A 22,296-nucleotide genomic window follows, 5' to 3' on the forward strand; every position below is an offset into this window, starting at 1 on the left:
AGCGAGGCCCGCCCGCCGCGGGGCTCAGACCTGGCGGGTCCGCTCGAAGGTGAGCAGCAGGCCGTCGACGGCGCCGGGGCCTATCCGGCCCTTGACGTCGCCGGAGGTGATGTCCTTCAACGCCCAGCCGTCCTCGGCGTGCTTGTTGAGCGTCTTCTCCAACTTGCCGGCGTCCAGGGCGTCGCCGATCAACGCTTCCCGGAAGGTGACGACCTTGTACTCGTACATACTCGGGCCCTTCGCTATTGCCTGTTCATAGGGTTGTACGCGTGCGGGGACAGCCAACCATGGATCAGGGCGCGGCCGTCGGCCGACACCGCGGTCCTGAGGTGACGTCATCACACAGCGGGGCGCCCCCGGATCGTGCTCCGGGGGCGCCCTTGGCGGGTGAAGCGGGCCTGCGTCGAGTCGGCCGGCCGGGGCCGGGGGTCAGGACAGCAGGGCCGGGATGGTCGCCTCGTGGGCGGCGCGCAGTTCGGCCAGCGGGATGCTGAACTCGCCCTGCACGTCGATCTCCGTGCCGTCGATCACACCGATCCGCGCCGCCGGAAGGCCGCGCGCGCCGCACATGTCGGTGAAGCGCAGCTCCTCCGAGCGCGGCACCGACACGACCGCGCGGCCCGCGGACTCCGAGAAGAGGAAGGTGAACGCGTCCAGGCCGTCCGGCACGACGAGCCGGGCGCCGACCCCGCCCCGCAGGCAGGACTCGGCCACCGCCTGGACGAGGCCGCCGTCGGACAGGTCGTGAGCGGCGTCGATCATGCCGTCCCGCGAGCCGGAGATCAGGATCTCGGCGAGCAGCTTCTCCCGGTCCAGGTCGACCACCGGGGGCAGCCCGCCGAGGTGGTCGTGGACGACCTGGGACCAGGCCGAGCCGCCGAACTCCGCCCGGGTGTCGCCGAGCAGGAAGATCAGCTGCCCCTCGTCCTTGAAGGCCATCGGGGTGCGGCGGGTCACGTCGTCGATCACGCCGAGGACCGCGACGACGGGCGTCGGGTGGATCGCCGCCTCACCGGTCTGGTTGTAGAGCGAGACATTGCCGCCGGTGACCGGGGTGCCGAGCGCCAGGCAGCCGTCGGCCAGACCGCGGGTGGCCTCGGCGAACTGCCACATGACGGCCGGGTCCTCGGGCGAGCCGAAGTTGAGGCAGTCGGAGACGGCCAGCGGCTTGGCGCCGGTGGCGGCCACGTTGCGATACGCCTCCGCCAGCGCCAACTGCGCGCCGGCGTAGGGGTCGAGCTTGGCGAACCGGCCGTTGCCGTCGGTGGCGACCGCGACCCCGAGGTTGGTCTCCTCGTCGATCCGGATCATCCCGGAGTCCTCGGGCTGCGCGAGCACCGTGTTGCCCTGCACGAACCGGTCGTACTGGTTGGTGACCCACGCCTTCGACGCCTGGTTCGGCGAGGCCACCACGGCCAGCACCTGCTCGCGCAGTTCGGCGCCGCCGGCCGGCCGGGCCAGCTTCCCCGCGTCGTCGGCCTGGAGGGCGTCCTGCCACGCGGGACGGGCGTACGGACGCTGGTAGGTGGGGCCCTCGTGCGCGACCGACCGCGGCGGTACGTCCACGATCTGCTCGCCGTGCCAGAAGATCTCCAGCCGGGTGCCCTCGGTCACCTCACCGATGACGGTGGCGATGACGTCCCACTTCTCGCAGATCTCCAGGAAGCGGTCGACCTTGTCCGGCTCGACGATGGCGCACATGCGCTCCTGCGACTCGCTCATGAGGATCTCCTCGGGCGAGAGCGTCGCGTCGCGCAGCGGCACCGTGTCCAGCTCGACCCGCATACCGCCGGAACCGGCCGAGGCCAGCTCGGAGGTGGCGCAGGACAGGCCCGCGCCGCCGAGGTCCTGGATGCCGGTGACCAGCTTCTCCCGGAAGAGCTCCAGGGTGCACTCGATGAGCAGCTTCTCCTGGAAGGGGTCGCCGACCTGGACCGCCGGGCGCCGCGAGGGCCCGGTCGCGTCGAAGGTCTCCGAGGCCAGCACCGAGACGCCGCCGATGCCGTCGCCACCGGTCCTGGCGCCGTAGAGGATCACCCGGTTGCCGGCACCCGACGCCTTGGCGAGGTGGATGTCCTCGTGCTTCATCACGCCGATACAGAGCGCGTTGACCAGCGGGTTTCCCTGGTAGCAGGGGTCGAAGACGACCTCGCCGCCGATGTTGGGCAGGCCGAGGCAGTTGCCGTAGCCGCCGACGCCCGCGACGACCCCGGGCAGCACCCGCTTGGTGTCGGGGTGGTCGGCCGCGCCGAAGCGCAGCGGGTCCATCACCGCGACCGGCCGGGCGCCCATCGCCAGGATGTCGCGGACGATGCCGCCGACTCCGGTGGCCGCGCCCTGGTAGGGCTCGATGTACGAGGGGTGGTTGTGCGACTCGATCTTGAAGGTGACCGCGTAGCCCTGGCCGACGTCGACCACGCCCGCGTTCTCACCGATGCCGACGAGCAGCGCGTCGGTCCGCGGTGCCTTCTCGCCGAACTGCTTGAGGTGCACCTTGCTCGATTTGTACGAGCAGTGCTCGGACCACATGACCGAGTACATCGCCAGCTCGGCGCCGGTCGGGCGGCGGTCCAGGATCTCCCGGATGCGCTCGTACTCGTCCTGCTTGAGACCGAGGTCCTTCCAGGGCTGCGACGCCTCGGGGGTCTGCTCGGCGTGCTTGACGGTGTCCAGGGGAGACATCAGGCGTTGACCAACTTCTTGAGTACCGAGGTGAAGAAGCCCAGGCCGTCGGTGCGGCCGGTGCCGATCAGCGACTCGACCGCGTGCTCGGGGTGCGGCATCAGGCCGACGACGTTGCCCTCGGCGTTGCTGATGCCGGCGATGTCGCGCAGCGACCCGTTGGGGTTGCCGAAGCCGTCGGCCGGCAAGCCGGCTGAGCTGTCAGTGCTCGCAACACCGGCAGCACCGGCAGCGCTGTCAGCTCCGTCGGCGCCGTGGGTCGCGTAACGGAACACCACCCGGCCCTCGGCCTCCAGCTCGTCGAGGGTGCGCTCGTCGGCGGTGTAGCGGCCGTCGATGTTCTTCAGCGGGATCGAGATCCGCTGCCCGGCGGCGAAGTCGGCGGTCCAGGCGGTGGCGCTCGTCTCGACCAGCAGCTTCTGGTCCCGGCAGACGAAGTGCAGGTCGTAGTTGCGGAGCATCGCGCCCGGCAGCAGATGCGCCTCGGTCAGCACCTGGAAACCGTTGCAGATACCCAGTACCGGCATTCCGGCCCTGGCCTGTCCGATGATCGATTCCATGACCGGGGAGAAACGGGAGATCGCGCCGGCCCGGAGATAGTCGCCGTAACTGAACCCGCCGGGCAGCACCACGGCGTCGACCTGCTTGAGGTCCTTGTCGCGGTGCCACAGCGGTACGGGTTCGGCGCCCGCGACCCGTACCGCGCGCTGGGTGTCGCGATCGTCGAGGGTTCCCGGGAATGTGACGACGCCAATGCGTGCAGTCACGACTCCACCTTTACATTGAAGTCCTCGATCACGGTGTTGGCGAGAAACGTTTCCGCCATCTCCCGAATGCGGGCGAGCGCCGCGTCGTCGACCGGACCGTCGACCTCCAGTTCAAAGCGCTTTCCCTGTCGTACGTCGGAGATCCCGTCGAAGCCCAGCCGCGGCAGTGCGCGCTGCACCGCCTGGCCCTGGGGGTCGAGGATCTCCGGCTTGAGCATGACGTCGACTACGACGCGTGCCACTGGCACTCCCGGTGGTGTGGTGCGTGAGGTTCTCCCAGCGTACCGGGTTGCGGAATCTACGCGAGTAGATATACCAGATCACCCTCGCCCGATCCACCGGATCAGAGGATCACGTTTATGTATCGGCTGACGAAATGCATGGGAAAACCGGGGCTGAAAACATAGGGTCCCGGGTGCGAGAAGGCTTGCGGGGGCCCAGCGATGGGAATTAACTCGGACATCGGGTATCCCCCCACTGCCTCATTTCGTGACAGCGCACGTGCGTCATCGCACCAAAATGAAACTTGTCGACACCGACTGGTCGGCTCGGCCGCAGCCACGCCACGGCTCGCGGCCCCGACCGCGCCCGCACCGCCCTCGCGCCCACGAGCCGATGGCGTAAGAAAGGACCGATCCCTATGGCGCAACGCGTACTGGTCACACTCGCCGACGACCTGGACGGCGGCGAAGCCGCCGAAACCATCGCATTCGGCGTCGACGGGCAGTGGTACGAGATCGATCTCTCGTCCAAGAACGCGGACCGGTTGCGCAAGGAACTCGCCCCCTACGTGGAGGCCGGCCGCCGGCGCACCCTTTCCGGCCGTGCCTACAAGCGCACGCCGATCGCCCCGACCCCCGCGACCGTCCGCGCCTGGGCGCAGTCGAACGGTTTCGAGGTCCCGGCGCGCGGCCGCATCCCGAAGAAGGTCTACGAGGCCTTCAACAAGGCCGGCTGACCAGTCGGCGGACGCGCCCGGCCGACCGGGCGGGCCGTCCGCCGCCCCGCGCGGAAACCGCCACGGCCCCATCGTCCGTGGCGGATTGGACATCGCCCCCCTGTCTTCCGCTAATGTGGGGACCACGCCGAGGGCAGGGCCGAAAGGCCAGGTCAGCGGAGGTCACGCGGGCGTAGCTCAGTAGTAGAGCGCCCCCCTTCCAGGGGGGAGGCGCAGTGTGCGATTCCTGTCGCCCGCTCTGATCACTTGTCGGGTTCACCGGTTTCCGGTGGACCCGGCGCAGTGGTCGAGCCCTGCGGACGTGGCTCAGTTGGTAGAGCATCACCTTGCCAAGGTGAGGGTCGCGAGTTCGAATCTCGTCGTCCGCTCCAGCGCAACGAAGGCCCCGGTCACCACGACCGGGGCCTTCGCCGTACTCCCGGGGCCTGTCGTTCGGATCTCCGCGGCGTCCCGGGCCCCGGCTCCGGAGAATCCGGTTCTGCCCCGCCGGGACGATCAGGTACAGTGTTTTCACGCCCTGCGGACGTGGCTCAGTTGGTAGAGCATCACCTTGCCAAGGTGAGGGTCGCGAGTTCGAATCTCGTCGTCCGCTCCAGCAGAACGAAGGCCCCGGTCACCACGACCGGGGCCTTCGCCGCATCTTCGGGGGCCGACAGTTGGCCGGCGCCGGCTGGGAACGGCCGGGACCGGCGGCCTCGTACGACGGGCAGACAGGCAGACGGGCACTTACCCCCAGGGCAGGCCGGTGAGGCGCTCGTACGCCTCGATGTAGCGGGACCTGGACTGGGTGACGATCTCCTCGGGGAGCGGGGGCGGCGGCTGTTCGCTCGCGCGGTCCCAGCCGGAGGCGTCCGAGGTCAGCCAGTCCCGGATGAACTGCTTGTCGAAGGCCGGCTGCGCGTGGCCCGGTTCCCACTGGTCGAGCGGCCAGAAGCGGGAGGAGTCGGGGGTCAGCACCTCGTCGGCGAGGACGAGCGTCTCCTGGTCGTCGTAGCCGAACTCGAACTTGGTGTCCGCCAGGATGAAGCCGCGCTCGTGCGCGATGTCACGCGCCCGGGAGTACACCGCGATGGTCGACTGCCGTAGGTGCGCCGCGGTCTCCACACCGACCCGGTGGGCCACTTCCTCGTACGGCACGTTCTCGTCGTGCTCGCCGACCGCCGCCTTGGTCGCCGGGGTGAAGATCGGACCGGGCAGCGCGGAGCCGTCCACCAGGCCCTCGGGCAGCGCGATCCCGCACACCGTACGGTCCCGTTCGTACTCCGCCAGGCCGGAGCCGGCCAGATAGCCGCGGGCCACGCACTCCACCGGGAGCATCCGCAGCGGCTTGCACACCATGGTGCGGCCCGCCCAGTCGGCGGGGGCGCCCTCGGGCACCTCGGTGGAGATCACATGGTTGGGCATCAGATCGCCCAGCAGCTCGAACCACCAGAGCGAGAGCTGGGTCAGCACACGGCCCTTGTCCGGGATCTCGGTGGGCAGCACCCAGTCGTAGGCGGAGACGCGGTCGCTGGCCACCATCACCAGCTCACCGGCCCCGTTCCGGTACAGCTCGCGTACCTTGCCGGTGTGCAGATGCACCAGGCCCGGCACCTGGACGGGTTCGGGCTTCTCGACGAATCCGGACACGGATGGTCCTCCCAAATCGGTGACTCGACCACCGATTCTCGCTCATAGCGGGCCGCCGGACGCGCACGGGCCCGTCCCGCGCCGGGCGCGCCGCGGGATCAGTCCCGCTTGCAGATACGGTCCAGCAGATTGGCGGTGGCGCGCTGCACCCGGCGATCCACATGGCCCGGCCGGTCGAGCGCCGGCGACCAGGCGAAGGTGCCGGCCGCGAAGACCCACGCGCCGCTCGGCGCCCGGTAGAGCGATGTCTCCTGATGGCGGCGGCGGCCGTCGGCCGACTCGTACGGCGAATGGGCGAGCAGGATGCGCTCGGTGGACTCCGGCAACGGCACCCGGGGGTAGTAGTGATCGGCCTCACCCGCCACCAGGCCGGGGATCCGGTCGCCCTCGCCGGCGCCGGTCGCCTCCCACAGCCAGTGGTCGGCGTTCCGCACCACCAGCGGCGACGGCTGCGGCACCCGGCCCGCGTACTGCACGCCGAGCAGCGCCTGTTCCGGCTCGCCCTGGTCCCGCCAGAGCGCGCTGCGGCTTCTGCCGTCCTTACGGCCCTTGCTGCACTTCAGCAGCCGGTCGGGGGCGCCGGACGGCGAAGGGGTCAGCTCCACCTTCCAGTACATGGTGTTGGCGGACAGGAACACCAGCGAGGTGCCGGCCGCGCGGGCCGCCTCGGCGGCGCGGCGCATCGGCACCGACCAGTACTCGTCATGGCCAGGGAAGATCAGGCCCCGGTAGCGGGTCGGGTCCACCCGCCCCGCGTGCAGATCGCGGGCGTCGGCGTAGGCGAGGTCGTATCCGTAGCGCTCGGCGAAGCGCACGAAGTCGTAGGCGTGGCCGATGTGCAGCGGCAGTCCGGCCCCCGCGTACGGGCGGTCGAAGGAGACCGTCGAGGCGGCCTCCTCCTCGCCGAGCAGCCGGCCCTCGCCGTCCCAGGCGTGGTAGAGGCTGGCGCCGGTGTGGCCGTCCTCCGGGAAGAGGTTGTACGCCTGCCAGGTGACGTCGGGCAGCAGGAGCAGCAGATCGGCGGGGCGGGCGTCGACCGGGTCCCGGACGGTGAAGGGTATGTGGCTGCGGTAGCCGTCGACGGTGGTGAGCACGGCCACATAGGCGCCGGTCCGCCAGTAGGGCGGGACCTGGAGCCGCCAGGACTGCCACCAGTGGTGGCAGGAAACCGTCCTGCCCGCGGCGAGCGGCAGCGGCTGGACAATGCCGGACAGCCGGGGGCTCGCGGTGACCTGGGCGGCGCCGTCGCCGCCGTAGTGGCCGATCCGGTAGACGTCGACGGTGAACTCCTGCGGCGGGTCCACGGTGATCCGGAAGTCGATCGCGCCGCCCGGCTCGACGCCGCCCTCGGTGGCGAAGCCCTTGATCTGCCCGTGCACGTCATCGGCCGTCCGCGGGCCGAGCAGACGCGAGCGGCGCGGGGCCTTTCCGCTGCTCACGGCCAAGTCGACGTACCACGGCACCACTTGTCCGTCATCGTCGAGATACTTCGGCTCACCTCTCAACCACGGCAGCGGTCCCTGCCCGAAGGGGTCCGACACGCCGTGCGCGAGCGCCCCCGACTCCCAGCGCCGAATCTGGCCCATGCCCATCCCCGCCTCCTCCCGCCTCTGTGCGGCGGCCCGCCCCGACCGCTGGGAGCGCGGTGCGGGGGCGCGGTCGCCTTCCCTCAGCACATCACAGAAAGAGGCAGAGCGATTACGCTTAGTGGCGTATTTCTTGCCACGAAGAGACCATCGGGAGACGGCAAGGCCGTTTTCCGGCCGTGTTCGGCGGAGGGCGGCGCATGGGAACACCTGGTCGGCCGGGGCCCCTTGAGCACGTGGGGGCGCCGCCGGCCTTTCCCGCGGCTGCCGGTGAGGGACGCCCGCGCGTGAGGGCCGCCCGCCCGTGAGGGCCGGGGTCAGGTGAGCCGCAGCGGGGTGTCCGGGCTGATGCCCATCGCGGCGAGCCAGGCGCGCAGCGGTGTCGGATCGCCGTTCTCCACCAGGCGCAGGACGGGGAAGGCCAGGTCGGTACGGCGGGCGCCGCCGACCAGCAGGGCCGGGCCGTCGAGCCAGTCGAGGCCGGGGGCGGCGCCGCCGGTGTCCACCGCGGCGCAGCAGACCACCGCCGTGACATGGTCTTGCAACAGCTCACGGCCGGAGCGGGGCGGCAGCAGCGGACAGACGGCCACCTCACCGCCGGGCACCGCGAGCGTCGCCGGCCGGCCGGCCGCCGCCTCGGCCTCCGCTTCCGCCGCCGCGCTCAGCCGCGCCGCCAGCTCCTCGCTGCCGCCCGCGGCCAGCCGCTCGATGACCCGCCCCAGCGTCCTGCCGCCCGAACCCGCCGCCTCCTCGTCGAGACCCGCCGCCCGCCCGCCGACCAGCACCCGGCCGCCCCGGGCCCGGACCGTGGCCGGCCGGACATCGTCCAGCAGCCTCATCAGCCGGTCCGCCTCGTCCCGCCAGATCCCGTCCACCACTTCCTCGGGGTAACGGGCCCAGCTCACCGGCGCCCAGCCCGGACCCGGCCGGGCCGGGCCGCCGTGGAAGATCCGGGCCGCGAGCAGCGACACCGCCTCGTCCATCGTGCCGGGCTCCTCCAGCAGGTCGCAGGCCGGCCGCTCGCCGAGCCGGGTCTCGAAGCCCTCCGCCAGCCGGTCCCGCCGGGACAGCTCGGTGAGCGCGGCGACCACCCCGGCGTCCAGCCGCGACGGCCAGCGCCCCGACCGCCAGGCCGGCAGCGCCACCCGGGTCAGCAGCCGGTCCCAGCCCGCGTATGCGAGGCCGACCTGCTCCTGGGCGACGATCCGCAGCCCGTAGTCCACCGCGAGCGCCCGCTCCGAGGCGGACGCGGCCACCCCGCGCTCCATCTCGGCCGCCCGCGTACGGCAGCAGCGCAGCATCAGCCGGACCGCCCAGCCGAGCAGCCCGAACACCGGCCGCAGCAGCAGTCCGCCGCGCCGGCCCTGCTCGGCCACCGCCGCCGCGGCGTCCAGCCCGCGGACGAAGCGGCGGGCCGCGGATATCTCCCGGTCGGCGGCGGCGCCGGTGCCGGCCACCACCGGCGCGAGCAGCGCCCGCAGCTCGGCGATCCGCATCCACCACATGAACGGTGAGCCGACCACGAGCACCGGGGCGGGGCGGCTGCCGCCGTCATGGGCCGGCGGCCGGCGGTCCTCCAGCCAGCTGTCGCAGTCCGGGGTCAGGGCTATCGCCGACGGCGCGGGCACCTGGAGGCGCTCGGCGAGCTCTCTGACCAGCCGGTAGAGATCGGGCGCGGCCTTCTCCGGGACCGGGACGGTCGGGCTGACCGCCGGCCTGGCCCGCGCGATCACCGCGCCGACCCCGGCGGCCACCGCGAGCACCACCAGCGCGGCGGCCGTCACGCCCCAGCACACCCCATCCCACTCCGGGCCGATCCGCCCACCGACCCGCCCCGCGTGCAGCACCACGGCGGCAGCGGCAGGCAACAGCGCGGCCCCCAGCCCGGCGGACCGCACCCGCAGCACGGCCAGGGCGCGACCCCGCGCAAAGGCTTCTCCCACTTCTCCGGCCATCGGCGGCTCACCCCCTGCGCTAGCGGTGACCGCCCCGGCGACGGCCTCACCCCACTGTCGCACCGCCCACCGACATCGCAATGCCGTACGGCTGATTGCCGCAATGTCCCGCGGTGCGCCCTGCGGGGCACGATAGTTCCGCCGTCCCCGGGGAGTCATCCATATGGCCCACGCATCACTCCATGGAGTGGTGGTCTCCCTCCCCGGCGGCGGAAGGTGGGCGCCGTGGGGGGGTACGGCGTGCGCCGCCGGTCGCCCCCTGGCTGGGCTATGCGCCCGGCGGTTCGCCGGTAGCGACCGAGCCGAAGGCCGCGCCGGTGTCGAAATGGGGGTCCCCCCGGACGGAGTCTGGGGGAGAGAACGCGCGGAGGTCCTGAGTGGGGGTCCCCCCGCCGAAGGTAGGGGGAGAGGAGTCGAGCACCAACGACCGTCGACACCGGGTCTGAGCGGCCGGCGGCGAGGGCCCGGGCGGCACCAACGCGCTCGGCGGCTCCCACCCACCCGCGCCTTATGCGCCCGGCGGTTCGCCGGTAGCGACCGAGCCGAAGGCCGCGCCGGTGTCGAAAGGGAGAACGCGCGGAGGTCCTGAGGTACGAAGGAACGAGCACGATCGACCGTCGACACCGGGTCTGAGCGGCCGGAGGCGAGGGCCCGGGCGGCACCAACGCGCTCGGCGGCTCCCACCCACCCGCGCCTTATGCGCCCGGCGGTTCGCCGGTAGCGACCGAGCCGAAGGCCGCGCCGGTGTCGAAAGGGAGAACGCGCGGAGGTCCTGAGGTACGAAGGAACGAGCACGATCGACCGTCGACACCGGGTCTGAGCGGCCGGAGGCGAGGGCGCGGCAATAAGGGGCCAGGGCGGTACCCATGCGCCAAGGGGGTGCCCACCCACCGGCGCCCTCATCGGCGAACGGCACCCCCATGGGCCGCACTCACCGCCGACGGCACCCTCTCCGGCACCCCTCCCCCGGGGCCGCCCCCTACCGGCGAACGGCGCCCACTCCTGGGCACCTCACCCCCAACGGCGCCCCCACCCCCGCCTTACCCTCGACGGCGCCCCAGAGCTCCCTCGCTCCGAGCGGTCGCCCCTGGGGCACCCAGCCCCAGGGACACCCCCGCCTACCATCAGCCCGCCCTCAGACCGCCCCCGCGGCCCCTGCGGCCTCTCCCGCTGCGGCCTGCGCCGCCGCCGCGGCGATGTCCGTGCGGTGGTGGGCGCCCGGCAGGGTGATGCGGGCGATGGCGCGGTACGCGCGGGTGCGGGCCTTGGTGAGGTCGGGGCCGGTCGCGGTGATGGAGAGGACGCGGCCGCCGGCGGAGAGGACGCGGCCGGTGGAGTCCTGGCGGGTGCCGGCGTGCAGCACGTAGGCGTGGTCGTCCTTGGCGGCGACGTCGTCGAGGCCGCTGATGGGGTCGCCGGTGCGCGGCGTGTCGGGGTAGTTGTGCGAGGCGACGACCACCGTGACGGCGGCCCCCTCGCTCCACCGCAGCGCGGGGAAGATGGCGAGCTGCCCGGTCGCGGCGGCCCGCAGCAGCCCGCCCAGCGGGGTCTTGAGCCGGGCCAGCACCACCTGCGTCTCGGGGTCGCCGAAGCGCGCGTTGAACTCGATGACCCGCACCCCGCGGGAGGTGATCGCCAGGCCCGCGTAGAGCAGCCCCGCGAAGGGCGTGCCGCGGCGCCGCATTTCGTCCACGGTCGGCTGGAGCACGGTCCGCTCGACCTCGGCGACGAGGTCGGGGTCGGCCCACGGCAGCGGCGAGTACGCGCCCATGCCGCCGGTGTTGGGGCCCTGGTCGTCGTCGAACGCCCGCTTGAAGTCCTGCGCGGGCTGGAGCGGTACGACCGTCTCGCCGTCGGTCACCGCGAAGAGCGACACCTCGGGCCCGTCGAGGTACTCCTCGATCACCACCTGCTCGCAGCCGAGCGCGTGCGCCCGCGCGACGGCCAGGTCGTCGGTGACAACGACGCCCTTGCCGGCCGCCAGCCCGTCGTCCTTGACGACATAGGGCGCGCCGAAGGCGTCGAGCGCCTCGTCGATCTCCTCGGGGGTGGTGCAGACGTACGACCGGCCGGTGGGCACCCCGGCCGCGGCCATCACCTCCTTGGCGAAGGCCTTGGACCCCTCCAGCGCGGCGGCGGCCCCGCTAGGGCCGAAGCAGTCGATACCGCGAGCCCGTACGGCGTCGGCGACCCCGGCGACCAGCGGCGCCTCGGGTCCCACGATGACGAGGTCCGAGCCGAGGGACTCGGCGAGTCCGGCGACGGACGCGCCGTCCAGGATGTCGACCGGGTGCAACTCGGCCACCTCCGCGATTCCGGCGTTGCCGGGGGCGCAGTGCAGCGAGGTGACCTCGGGGTCGAGGGACAGGGAGCGGCACAGGGCGTGTTCGCGGGCGCCGCCGCCGATGACTAGGACCTTCACGCGCACCAGGGTAGTGGGCGCCCACCCGCCGGGCCGGTGCGGGCGGCGGCGACCCCGTTCGTGCGCTGCCCACTCACGCCCGCTGAGCGATCACTCGGCGCACCGCCCGCCGTTTCCCGCGTTGCTCACCCATCGCTCGGCACGGCTCACTCATTCGGGCGATCTGTGGGGCTGCTCACCGAGCGGCGGGGCTACGGTCTATATCTGCTCTACCTGACCGCCCTCTCATCCGGCCGTAAATCCTTCGATCCGCCCCGCACGGCCGGCCGTTCGGCGGTAAGAAGGGAACTTCGCACCCGGCCGGCGGGCCAGGTTCGACGGGTCAACCGGTTCGACGGCTTCAACGGGTTCAACGGGTTCGAGAAATCTATGCGGGTTGTGCGAGGAGCGTGCAGTGAGCCAGCCGGACATCCATCCCGAGGAGGCCCCGCCGGAGGAGCCCGCGCGGCGGGCGCTCCACCAGCAGCGCCAGGATCTGCGGGCGCTGCCGTTCCCGCTGGGCGACTGGGGCGAGCCGGCCGAGCGGCTCGAGGAGCTCTACCGCTGGGCGGAGACCGGCGCGCTGCGTACCGCCGACTGGTATCTGCGCGACCGGCTCCGTAAGCGCCGGGGCGCGCGGGCACTGCGGATCGCCGCCTCCGTCCTGGCGGCCGGGGGCGCGGCGCTGCCGCTGATCCAGTTGACCGGCTCGGCGGACTCCGTCGCCACCTGGGGCTTCCTCGGGCTGCTCGGCGCCGGGGTGTGCGTCTGCTTCGACCGGGTGCTGGGGCTGACCGCCGGCTGGATGCGGGACGTGGCGACCGCGCAGGCGGTGCAGCGCCGGCTGGAGACGCTGCGGTTCGACTGGGCGTCGGAGAGTGTCAGGGAAGTCCTCGGCCCCACCGAGGGGACGGCCGCCGAGGCCGCCGAGCGCTGCCTGGCGATCCTGCGGCGTTTCTGCGAGGACATCGCCGATCTGGTCCGGATGGAGACGTCCGACTGGATGGTCGACTTCGGCGCGGGCACGGCGGGCGGTCCGCTGCGTACGCAGTCCGCCGCCTGGTGGCCCTCGCGCGCCGATTCGCCGATCCCGGCGCGCCTCCCCCACCCCAACAACCGCCCGAACATGCCACGCCAGCGCCCCCCGGACGGGCCGCGATAGGGCCCGTCAAGACTTCGCGATAGGGCCCCGTCAAGGCATAGGGCGAACGACGGGCAGGCCGGCGGCAATGGTGACGGGCGAATCCCGTGCGGCGGTCGGCCTCAGCTGAAGACGATCATCGACCCCTGGCCCAGGGACCGTGTCGCGGCCGCGTGCAGGCCGAGCCAGACGTGGTGTTCGCGGGCGAAGGGGCTGTCGGTGAGGCCGGTCGGCGGCAGCCGGGCGGGTTCTTCGAGCGTGGTGTGGTGGTCGGGCGGCGCGGGGGCGACCGGCGGATTGGCCGGGTCGATGCCGATCGCCGGGGCGACGAACTGGAGCTCGCGCAGCAGCCCGTGGCTGGAGCCGAGCGGTCCGCCGCTCTCCAGCAACTCGTCGTTGACGACAGGGTGCGGGAAGTCGAGCGGCACATAGGCGCCGGCGTGGTCGTAGTGCCACACCAGGTGCGAGTGCTGTGCGGTCGCCTCGAACATCTCCAGGAGCTGCTCGTAGTCGCCGCCGAGCGCGTCGACGGGGGTGACTTCGAGCCCCTGGAGACCGAGCAGATAGGCGCGGCGCAGGAAGTGCAGCGCGTCGTAGTCGAAGCAGGCGACGGGACCCACGTCCCCTGACAGTCCTGGCATGTAGCTGTAGACGGGAATCGGCGGCTGCCCGGCGTCGCTCAACGCCTTGTCGTAGCGGGCGAGTTCCTCGGAGAAAGGGTTTTCCGGGCTGTGGCAGAGCACATCCACGAGCGGCACCAGCCACAAGTCGCAGGCCACGAAAGGCTCCATCCGGTCGGGGGCGTACAGCGTAATTGGCCGGTGGCTGTCACGTCAGGAGCGCGTGGGAGCGAGCTTCTCGATCAGCTCCCGGGTATGGGCGTTGTACTCCAGCGTGAGCGTGTACGCCGCTTCGGTGTCCCGCTCGGCGACCGCTTCGACGAGCGCCACATGGCCCGCCCAGCAGACGCCGGCCAGCTCGCCGAGCGCCCGCAGGTGCGGGACGGCGTAGATCCAGCTCTGGATCCGGATCCGGTCCAGGAACTCGCAGATGTGCGGGTTGGCGCCGATGGCCGTCAGCTCCCGCCAGAAACGCAGGTCACAGCCGATCAGCACGTCGAGCACCCCGGCCCTGGCGGCGCGGGAGGCGGCCTCGGCGCGGCGGCGTACCGACGCGATGGCGTCGGGCGGCAACTCCCCCATGCCGTGCTCCGCCATGCCGCGGAAGGCGGCCTCCACGATGAAGATCCGGGCCTCGGTGAGCGAGCGGTAGTCGGCGGCGGTCAGCCGCCGCACCTGGAAGCCGCGGTGCTGCTCGACCTCCAGGAGCCCTTGCGCCGCCAGGTCGACCAGCGCCTCCCGGACGGGGGTGGCGGACACCCCGTAGGTCTCGGCGATCTCCTTGACGGTGAAGTGCCGGCCGGCTTCGAGGCGTCCGGTGAGCACCTCGTCCCTGAGGGCGTCGGCGATCTGCTGACGCAGGCTGCTGCGTCGCACCTGCGCTCCGCCGGCGTGCATGCCGTCTCCTCGTGGCCGGGTCGGCGTCCGTACGCCTGTCGTACATACGTCTGGCCCCCGCACACGATAGGCGAGTGCCATACGGATATGCGCGGGGCGCGATCCGGACGCCACCGCGGCCGGGCATGACCGGCTGACCGGTCGGCGTTCATCCGCATATTCTTCGCGTGGGCGTTCGCCGGAAGAGCGAGCGGAGTCGGGGGCGGGGCGTGCGATGGACGAGCTGAGGGCGGACGACCCCCGCTGGATCGGCGAGTACCGGCTGCTCGGCCGGCTCGGCACCGGCGGCATGGGCCGGGTCTACCTCGCCCGCTCCCAGCGCGGTCGGACGGTCGCGGTGAAGCTGGTCCGTGCTGAGCTGGCCGCGCAGGAGGAGTTCCGCAGCCGCTTCCGGCGCGAGGTGCTGGCCGCCCGGCGGGTCGGCGGCGCCTGGACGGCGCCGGTGCTCGACGCCGACACCGAGGCCGAGGTGCCGTGGGTGGCCACCGGCTACGTGGCGGGGCCGTCGCTCCAGGAGGTGGTGGGGACCGGGTACGGGCCACTGCCGGAACGTTCCGTCCGGGTGCTGGCTCGGGGTCTCGCACTGGCGCTCGCCGACATCCACGGAGCGGGGCTGATCCACCGGGACCTCAAGCCGTCCAATGTGATGATCACCATCGACGGTCCCCGGGTCATCGACTTCGGCATCGCCAGGGCCCTGGAGACGGTGGCCGACGGTGGCGCGCTCACCCATACGGGGGCGATGGTCGGCTCCCCCGCCTTCATGTCGCCGGAGCAGGTACGGGGCGACCGGGTCACCCCGGCGTGCGACATCTTCTGCCTCGGCTCGGTGCTCGCCTACGCGGCCACCGGGCTGCAACCCTTCGGCGCCGCCGCCAGCGGGGTGCACGCGCAGATGTTCCGGATCGCGCAGGAGCCACCGGACCTGACCGGCGTACCGGAGGGCTTGCGCGCGCTGGTGACCGCCTGCCTGACCAAGGAGCCGGCCGCGCGGCCGTCGCTCGCGGAGGTGCGGGAGCTGCTGGGTGAGGCACCCGAGGCGGGCGCGGCGGCCGAAGCGGGCGCGGCACATGAGTCGGAGGCCCGCGACGCGGCAGCCGACGAAGCGGCCGGTGTACGGCGCGGCGCGGCAGCCGACGAGCCGTGGCTGCCGGGGGCGATCGTCGCGCAGGTGGGCCGGCAGGTGGTGCGGCTGCTGGAGCTGGAGGCGGCGGAGACCGGTTCGCTGCCGGTGCTGCCGCCCGAGGCGGGCGACAGGGCCGGCGCGAACGGCGCGGTCGGCGCGGTCGGCGCGGGCCGGGGTGGCATACCGTCCACCGACGCCGACGGGACCTCGGCCGACCCGGCCTATACCCCTACCTATGTGTCGCCCGTGTCGCCCCTGTCGGCGCGGCCCATCGAGCCGGAGCCGCCCGAGGCCGATCCCGACCCTGACCCCGACCCGCGTGCCGGGAGCGGGGTACGGAAGGGCCGGCGCTGGACGCTCGTCGCCGTGCTGGCGCTGCTCGCGGTGATCGCGGGTGGCGCGACGGCGTTCGTCGCCGTCTACGAGGGCCGGCCGGGCGACACGGACCGTACCGGCTCATCGGGGCCGCCCTCCCCGGGCCTGGCACCCGTGGCACCCGTGGCGACAGCGGCCACCGGCTCGGCCACCCCGTCGCAGACTCCCTCACAGACCTCCGATGGCGCCGTGCCGCCCGCCATGATCGGGACCTGGCACACGACCTTCGCCGACGACAGGGGCGAGCGGAGCGCCAGGACCCTGACCGTACGCCCGGACGGCTCGGTGGAGCTGCTCGGTGACGGCTGGGGCTCCGGCGGACAGGCGTTCAGCTGCACCTGGACGATGCGGGTCTCTACCGTGGGGCCGCCGGTGACGCTGAGCCCGTCGCAGGTCACCAGCGGCCCGCCCGCCACCTGCGCGGCCGGCCAGGCGTCCACCCTGACGATGGTGGACTCGACCCATCTGCGGCGGGTCAGCGTGAACGGGGCCCAGTTGACGTATCAGAAGAGCGGTTGACGTACCGGAAGAGGTGAGCCCCGCCCGCTCGGGCAGGGCTCACCTCTTCCGGTGGACCGCTCGGCCCCGGACGCCGGGCCGGCGGTCCCGGACGCCCGGTCGGCGCCCTCGGACGCGTCCTCAGAGGAACGAGTTGATCGCGATCGTCTCCGTACGGCCGGGGCCGACGCCGATCGCCGAGATGGGCGCCCCGGACATCTCCTCCAGCGCCTTCACATAGCCTTGCGCGTTCTTCGGCAGGTCCTCGAAGCTCTTCGCCTTGCTGATGTCCTCCGACCAGCCGGGCAGGAACTCGTAGATCGGCTTGGCGTGGTGGAAGTCGGTCTGGCTGTAGGGGAGTTCCTCGACCCGGCGGCCGTCGATGTCGTAGGCGACGCACACCGGGATCTGCTCCCAGCCGGTGAGGATGTCCAGCTTGGTGAGGAAGAAGTCGGTCAGGCCGTTCACCCGGGTGGCGTACCGGGAGATGACCGCGTCGAACCAGCCGCAGCGCCGGTTGCGCCCAGTGGTCACACCGAACTCATGGCCGATCGTACGCAGCTTCTCGCCGTCCTCGTCGAGCAGCTCGGTGGGAAAGGGCCCGGAGCCGACCCGTGTTGTGTATGCCTTGAGGATGCCGATCACGCGGGTGATCCTGGTGGGGCCGATGCCGCTGCCGGTGCAGGCGCCGCCGGAGGTCGGGTTGGACGAGGTGACGAAGGGATAGGTGCCGTGGTCGACGTCGAGCAGCGTGCCCTGGCCGCCTTCCATGAGGACGACCTTGCCCTCGTCGAGCGCCTTGTTGAGCACCAGGGTGGTGTCGCTGACGAAGGGCCTGATCTGTTCCGCGTAGCCGAGGTACTCCTCGACGATCTGATCGGTGCTGATCGCCCGCCGGTTGAAGATCTTCACCAGGATCTGGTTCTTGTCCTGGAGCGCCGCCTCGACCTTCTGGCGGAGGATCGACTCGTCGAAGAGGTCCTGCACCCGGACGCCGACCCGGTTGATCTTGTCCGCGTAGGCGGGACCGATGCCGCGCCCGGTGGTGCCGATCCGGCGCTTGCCGAGGAAACGTTCGGTCACCTTGTCGATGGTCTGGTGATAGGGCGTGATCAGATGGGCGTTGCCGCTGATCAACAGCTTGGAGGTGTCGACGCCGCGCTCGTTCAGCCCGCTCAGCTCGGAGAGCAGGACGGCGGGGTCGACCACCACACCGTTGCCGATCACCGGGACACATTCCGGTGACAGGATTCCGGAGGGGAGGAGATGCAGCGCGTACTTCTGGTCGCCGACGACGACCGTGTGGCCGGCGTTGTTGCCGCCCTGGTAACGCACCACGTAGTCCACAGAGCCACCGAGCAGGTCGGTAGCCTTCCCCTTGCCCTCGTCACCCCACTGAGCACCGAGCAGCACAAGTGCGGGCACAGGCGTACACCCCTTCCGGGCGGGGCATGTCCAACGTGCAGAGAGCCGTCGAACCTGCCCCGGAATAGACGAAGCCCCTGACGCAAAGGCGCAAGGGGCTCTTGCACCGAGATTTTACCTGAGGAAGGACCAAGGTGTCGGCTCAAGCCCCGGCCGGGCATCCCCTGCTCGTGGTCATCGACCCCGCGGCACGCGCCGCCGATGGCGAATCCGTCCGGATCGCCAAGGATGTGCTGTGCGCGGGCGCGGTCTCCGTGAAGATCGTCTTCCCGGAGTCCGCCGAGGAGGCGGAGCGGGCGCTGGCGCACCGCGGCAAGAGGCACCCGGTCGTCATCGGCGACGACGCGGCCCTGCTGCGCACCGTGCTGGCGCTGCACCGCGAGCGGTCGCTGCACGAGGCGCCGGTGTCGCTGGTGCCGATCGGCCCGCGCTCGTCGCTGGCCCGGGCCCTCGGGGTGCCGAGCCAAGTCCCCGCCGCGGCGCGGGCGGTGCTCGACGGCATCGTGCGCGACCTGGACCTGATGGTGGACGACAGCGGCGGCATCGTGCTGGGCGCGCTGAGCATCCCGTGCGGGCTGCCCGCCTCGCACACCGCGGCCCACTGGTGGACACCGGTGGAGAAGACCGCCCGCTCGCTGGTCCGCACCCTGACCGCGCCGATCCCGGTCAACGGTCATCAGCCGCCGCGGCTCCAGCGGTTGCGGGTCGAGGCCGACGGGGTGCTGCTGGCCGACCTGGACGAGCCGGTGCACGAGGTGTCGGTCCGCTGCGCGCCGACCGGCCTCGCCGAGATCTCGGTCCGCCGCACCCAGGACGCGGCGGCCCAGGTGAGCACCCGGGCCCGGACGATCACCGTCTCCGGCCGCGACTTCCGCTACCGCGCGGACTCCGCGATCACCGGCCCGGTCCGTACCCGCACCTGGACCGTCCAGCCCTCGGCATGGCGCCTGACGGTGCCGCGCTAGGCGGCGGACCAGGCATATCGGCCCGGCGGGTAGCGGCTCGGCGGGCGCTACGGTTCCGGTCGTGCGCCGGGCGGTTCTGGCCGTGCGGACGGTTCCGGTCGTGCGGGCGGTTCCGGTCGTGGGCCGGCGAGCCGCCGGCTTTCCGCTGCTCACCAGCCGACCCGTAGTTCCTCGACGCCGCGGATGACGTAGCCGGGGCGCCACGTGGGCTCGGCGAGCAGTCGCGGGCCCGGGGCCAGCCGGAGGAAGGCGCCGAAGGAGGCGGCGAGTTCGAGGCGGGCCAGCGGGGCGCCCAGGCAGTAGTGGAGTCCCGCGCCGAAGGTCAGGTGGCGGTTGCCCTCGGCGGGGCGGGTGACGTCGAAGCGGTCGGGGGCCTCGAAGCGGGCCGGGTCGCGGTTGGCGGCGCCGAAGAGCAGCGCCACCTCGGAGCCGCGCGGGATGAGCGTGCCGCCGACCTCGATGTCGTCGAGCACCCAGCGCTCGAACATCTGGAGCGGGGTGTCGTACCGCAGCATCTCCTCGACACCGTCCCGCAGCCGGCCCGGCTCCTCGTGCAGCAGCCGGAGCTGGTCGGGGTGGCGGAAGAGGGTCAGCCAGCCGACGGTGGTGGTGTTGACGGTGGCCTCGTGGCCCGCGTTGAGCAGCAGCACGACGGTGGAGACCATCTCCTGCTCGCTGAGCACGTCCTCGTCCTCGCGGGCCGCGATCAGCGCGCTGATCAGATCCTCGCCGGGGTCGGCGCGCCGTACGGCGATCAGCTCGCGCAGATAGCCGGAGAACTCCTCGCTCGCCCGGACCGCCGCGGCGGCGGCCCGCGGGGTCGGGTTCAGCTCGAACATGCCGGTGATCGCCGCCGACCAGGGCCGCAGCAGCGGGCGGTCGGCGGCCGGGATGCCCAGCATCTCGGCGATGACCGCGACCGGCAGCGGCTCGGCGACCCTTGCCAGCAGGTCGCCGCCGCCGTCGGCGTGGAAGGCGGTGACGAGTTCGGTGGCCAGCCGCTCCACGGTGGGCACCAGGGCTGCCACGGTGCGCGGGGTGAACGCCTTGGCCACCAGCCGCCGGACCCGGGAGTGCGCGGGGGCCTCCAGGTCGAGCAGGCCGTTGCCGTTGAGGGTGGTGAAGGGCTCGTACGCGGCGGGCGGCGCCTGGCGGCCGAACTCCTCGTGGCTGAAGCGGTGCAGGTACGTACGGCCGAGGCGGCGGTCCCGCAGCAGCGCGCTCACGTCGTCGTAGTGCGGGATCAGCCACTGGCCGGTCGGCTCGAAGAAGTGCGCGCGGCCGGCCGCCCGCAGCGCCGCGTAGGCGGGGTAGGGGTCGGCGACGAAGGAGGGGGACCAGGGGTCGAAGGGTGGGGCGAGGGGGGACGGCGGTGCGGCGGGCGCGGGCGGTGCAGCCGGCGCGGGCGGCGCGGCGGGCCGCGGGTCGGGCGTGGGGGCCGGGTGGGCGGACGGGCTGGAGGTCATGGCGTTTCGATGATCCCGTGTTCGCGCAGGTAGTCGAGTTGGGCGAGGACCGAGAGCTCGGCGGCCGGCCAGAGCGCGCGGTCCACGTCGGCGTAGACGTGGGTGACGACTTCGGCGGGGGTCCGCAGCCCCAGCTCCACCGCGGTCTCCACCTGCGCCAGGCGGTGCGCGCGGTGGGCGAGATAGAACTCGACGGCGCCCCGGGCGTCGACCAGCACCGGGCCGTGCCCCGGCAGCACCGTCTCCACCCCGTCGTCCACGGTGAGGGCCTGCAGGCGCCGCAACGAGTCCAGGTAGTCGCCGAGCCGCCCGTCGGGGTGGGCGACCACGGTCGTACCGCGGCCCAGCACCGTGTCACCGGTCAGCACCGCGCCGTCGGCGGGCAGATGGAAGGTGAGCGAGTCGCCGGTGTGCCCGGGGGTGCCGATCACCCGCAGTTCGAGGCCGCCGGTGGTGATCGTGTCCCCGGCCGTCAGCCCCTCGTCGCCGAGCCGCAGCGCCGGGTCGAGGGCGCGGACGGCGGTACCGGTCAGCTCGGCGAACCGGGCGGCGCCTTCGGCGTGGTCGGGGTGGCCGTGGGTGAGCAGGGTGAGCCCGATCCGCAGGCCCGCTTCCTCGGCGGTGGCGACCACCTGGGCCAGATGCGCCTCGTCCAGCGGGCCGGGGTCGATGACGACGGCGACCGGGGAGTCCGGTTCGGCGACGATCCAGGTGTTGGTGCCGTCGAGCGTCATCGGCGACGGGTTGGGGGCCAGTACGCAGCGGGCGCGCGCGGTGGCCTGGCCGCCGATCGTGGTCTGCGGCCTCCCGGGCGCCGGGGTCCGGGCGGTCATCGGGCCTCCCCTCGGGGCGAGTCCCGCCGGGCCGGGATGACCTGGGTGAACTCGTCATGACCCGGCCAGCTCAACACAACCGTGCCGTCCGCGTCCAGAGCGGCCCGGGCGAGCACCGGGGCGAGGTCACGGGCCGGGGCGGCGGCGAGGGCCTCGGCCGCGGTGCCGTACGGCAGCAGGGCGCGGAGGGTGGCGATCGTGGGTGGCAGCATCAGCATCTCGCCGCGGTCGTAGCCGGCCACGGCGTCAGCGGGGCGCAGCCACGCGGTGCGGTCGGCTTCGCCGGAGACGTCCCGGGTGCGTTGGCCGGCCGGCAGCAGGGCGAGGAAGAACCAGGTGTCGTAGCGGCGCTCCTCGAACTCGGGGGTGATCCAGCGTGCCCACGGGGCGAGCAGGTCGGAACGGAGCACGAGGTCGCGGCGGGCCAGGAAGTCGGCGAAGGCCAGCTCGTGGCGGACCAGGGCGACGCGGTCGGCCTCCCAGTCCGCGCCGGTGGTGTCCGCGACGACCCCGGCCGCGTCCGGCCCGGCCAGCAGCACGCCCGACTCCTCGAACGTCTCCCGGACAGCCGCGCACACCACAGCCTGCGCCTGCGCGGCGGGCACCCCGAGCAGGGCCCCCCACACGTCGAGCGAAGGCCCGGCCCACCCCACCGCCCGCTCATCCCGAGGATCCACCCCGCCCCCCGGATAGGCGTACATCCCGCCGGCAAAAGCCATCGAGGCCCGCCGCCGCAACAAATGCACAGCCACCCCTCCGGCCCGGCTCCCGCCGACATCGGCGCCACCCGAGACGCCCGGACCACCGGCGACGTCGGGGGTACCCACCGCGTCCTCACTGCCGGCGTCGCCCAGACTGCCCACCTCAGCCGGGCCACCGGCGGCGGCCGAGACGACCCGGCCATCCGCTTCGGCGGCGCCGCCCAGGCCCTCGTAGATGGCCCGGCCATCGACAACGTCGGAGCTACCCACA

General features: G+C 72.7%; 18 protein-coding genes and 3 tRNA genes. 7 read left to right on the plus strand and 14 right to left on the minus strand.

What is annotated here, in order from left to right:
* Positions 1-24: 24 nt before the first annotated feature.
* The 4 genes from OG519_RS14405 to purS form a co-directional block, all read right to left on the minus strand.
* Positions 25-228 (minus strand): DUF4177 domain-containing protein, encoded by a 204-nt coding sequence (locus OG519_RS14405; RefSeq protein ID WP_405583258.1) that lies wholly within the window; start codon positions 226-228, stop codon positions 25-27.
* A gap of 201 nt (positions 229-429) precedes the next feature.
* Positions 430-2,682 (minus strand): phosphoribosylformylglycinamidine synthase subunit PurL, encoded by a 2,253-nt coding sequence (purL, locus tag OG519_RS14410; RefSeq protein WP_405583260.1) that lies wholly within the window; start codon positions 2,680-2,682, stop codon positions 430-432.
* On the minus strand, positions 2,682-3,449 hold the full coding sequence (gene purQ, locus OG519_RS14415; RefSeq protein WP_405583262.1) for a phosphoribosylformylglycinamidine synthase subunit PurQ: 768 nt from the start codon (positions 3,447-3,449) through the stop codon (positions 2,682-2,684). Before purQ ends, purL begins: the two co-directional genes overlap by 1 nt.
* Complete coding sequence (gene purS / locus OG519_RS14420) at positions 3,446-3,691, minus strand: phosphoribosylformylglycinamidine synthase subunit PurS (RefSeq protein ID WP_330797758.1); 246 nt, start codon at positions 3,689-3,691, stop codon at positions 3,446-3,448. Before purS ends, purQ begins: the two co-directional genes overlap by 4 nt.
* Positions 3,692-4,089: 398 nt before the next feature.
* On the opposite strand from purS, the gene OG519_RS14425 reads away from it, so the two are divergent.
* The 4 genes from OG519_RS14425 (at position 4,090) to OG519_RS14440 (ending at position 5,002) form a co-directional block, all read left to right on the plus strand.
* A complete protein-coding gene (locus OG519_RS14425; RefSeq protein ID WP_093736980.1) occupies positions 4,090-4,407 on the plus strand; it encodes an Lsr2 family protein in 318 nt (105 codons plus the stop codon).
* Between the two features lie 166 nt (positions 4,408-4,573).
* A tRNA-Gly gene (locus OG519_RS14430) sits at positions 4,574-4,645 on the plus strand.
* A 57-nt stretch (positions 4,646-4,702) separates the two neighbouring features.
* Positions 4,703-4,778: transfer RNA gene (locus OG519_RS14435), tRNA-Gly, on the plus strand.
* Between the two features lie 148 nt (positions 4,779-4,926).
* Positions 4,927-5,002 (plus strand) — tRNA-Gly (locus OG519_RS14440).
* A gap of 131 nt (positions 5,003-5,133) precedes the next feature.
* Here OG519_RS14440 and OG519_RS14445 read toward each other — a convergent pair.
* The 4 genes from OG519_RS14445 to purD form a co-directional block, all read right to left on the minus strand.
* Positions 5,134-6,036 (minus strand): phosphoribosylaminoimidazolesuccinocarboxamide synthase, encoded by a 903-nt coding sequence (locus tag OG519_RS14445; RefSeq protein ID WP_405583265.1) that lies wholly within the window; start codon positions 6,034-6,036, stop codon positions 5,134-5,136.
* Between the two features lie 98 nt (positions 6,037-6,134).
* Positions 6,135-7,628 carry a N,N-dimethylformamidase beta subunit family domain-containing protein gene (locus tag OG519_RS14450; RefSeq protein WP_405583267.1) on the minus strand — a complete coding sequence of 498 codons (1,494 nt, stop codon included), beginning with the start codon at positions 7,626-7,628 and terminating at the stop codon, positions 6,135-6,137.
* Positions 7,629-7,939: 311 nt separating this feature from the next.
* On the minus strand, positions 7,940-9,577 hold the full coding sequence (locus tag OG519_RS14455; protein ID WP_405583269.1) for a hypothetical protein: 1,638 nt from the start codon (positions 9,575-9,577) through the stop codon (positions 7,940-7,942).
* Positions 9,578-10,712: 1,135 nt separating this feature from the next.
* The gene (purD, locus tag OG519_RS14460) at positions 10,713-11,999 is read right to left on the minus strand and encodes a phosphoribosylamine--glycine ligase (protein WP_405583271.1); all 1,287 of its coding nucleotides are present in this window, start codon (positions 11,997-11,999) and stop codon (positions 10,713-10,715) included.
* 394 nt (positions 12,000-12,393) lie between these two features.
* Between purD and OG519_RS14465 the strand changes: the two genes are divergently transcribed.
* Positions 12,394-13,140: an SLATT domain-containing protein gene (locus OG519_RS14465; protein ID WP_405583273.1), complete on the plus strand. Its 747-nt coding sequence runs from the start codon at positions 12,394-12,396 to the stop codon at positions 13,138-13,140.
* Between the two features lie 101 nt (positions 13,141-13,241).
* Here the strand turns inward: OG519_RS14465 and OG519_RS14470 are convergent, their stop codons facing one another.
* Together OG519_RS14470 and OG519_RS14475 are read right to left on the minus strand one after the other, a co-directional pair.
* On the minus strand, positions 13,242-13,898 hold the full coding sequence (locus OG519_RS14470; RefSeq protein ID WP_405583275.1) for a hypothetical protein: 657 nt from the start codon (positions 13,896-13,898) through the stop codon (positions 13,242-13,244).
* A gap of 54 nt (positions 13,899-13,952) precedes the next feature.
* Positions 13,953-14,636 carry a GntR family transcriptional regulator gene (locus OG519_RS14475; protein WP_405583277.1) on the minus strand — a complete coding sequence of 228 codons (684 nt, stop codon included), beginning with the start codon at positions 14,634-14,636 and terminating at the stop codon, positions 13,953-13,955.
* 214 nt (positions 14,637-14,850) lie between these two features.
* Here OG519_RS14475 and OG519_RS14480 point away from each other — a divergent pair, with 214 nt between their 5' ends.
* On the plus strand, positions 14,851-16,656 hold the full coding sequence (locus OG519_RS14480; protein ID WP_405583279.1) for a serine/threonine-protein kinase: 1,806 nt from the start codon (positions 14,851-14,853) through the stop codon (positions 16,654-16,656).
* Between the two features lie 120 nt (positions 16,657-16,776).
* Here the strand turns inward: OG519_RS14480 and OG519_RS14485 are convergent, their stop codons facing one another.
* Positions 16,777-18,060, minus strand: a complete 1,284-nt coding sequence (locus tag OG519_RS14485; protein WP_405583281.1) for an adenylosuccinate synthase — start codon at positions 18,058-18,060, stop codon at positions 16,777-16,779.
* Between the two features lie 134 nt (positions 18,061-18,194).
* On the opposite strand from OG519_RS14485, the gene OG519_RS14490 reads away from it, so the two are divergent.
* Positions 18,195-19,025, plus strand: a complete 831-nt coding sequence (locus OG519_RS14490; protein ID WP_405583283.1) for a diacylglycerol kinase family protein — start codon at positions 18,195-18,197, stop codon at positions 19,023-19,025.
* 149 nt (positions 19,026-19,174) lie between these two features.
* Here OG519_RS14490 and OG519_RS14495 read toward each other — a convergent pair whose 3' ends face one another.
* The 3 genes from OG519_RS14495 to OG519_RS14505 are packed head-to-tail and all read right to left on the minus strand — an operon-like array spanning position 19,175 to position 22,151.
* Positions 19,175-20,491, minus strand: a complete 1,317-nt coding sequence (locus tag OG519_RS14495; protein WP_405583285.1) for a cytochrome P450 — start codon at positions 20,489-20,491, stop codon at positions 19,175-19,177.
* A complete protein-coding gene (locus OG519_RS14500) occupies positions 20,488-21,324 on the minus strand; it encodes an MBL fold metallo-hydrolase (protein ID WP_405583286.1) in 837 nt (278 codons plus the stop codon). Before OG519_RS14500 ends, OG519_RS14495 begins: the two co-directional genes overlap by 4 nt.
* Positions 21,321-22,151: an NUDIX hydrolase gene (locus OG519_RS14505; protein WP_405592728.1), complete on the minus strand. Its 831-nt coding sequence runs from the start codon at positions 22,149-22,151 to the stop codon at positions 21,321-21,323. The genes OG519_RS14500 and OG519_RS14505 overlap by 4 nt, the downstream gene beginning before the upstream one ends.
* Between the last annotated feature and the right edge of the window lie 145 nt (positions 22,152-22,296).

Source organism: Streptomyces sp. NBC_01190, assembly GCF_045039895.1.
In the GTDB taxonomy this organism is placed as follows: Bacteria; Actinomycetota; Actinomycetes; order Streptomycetales; family Streptomycetaceae; genus Actinacidiphila.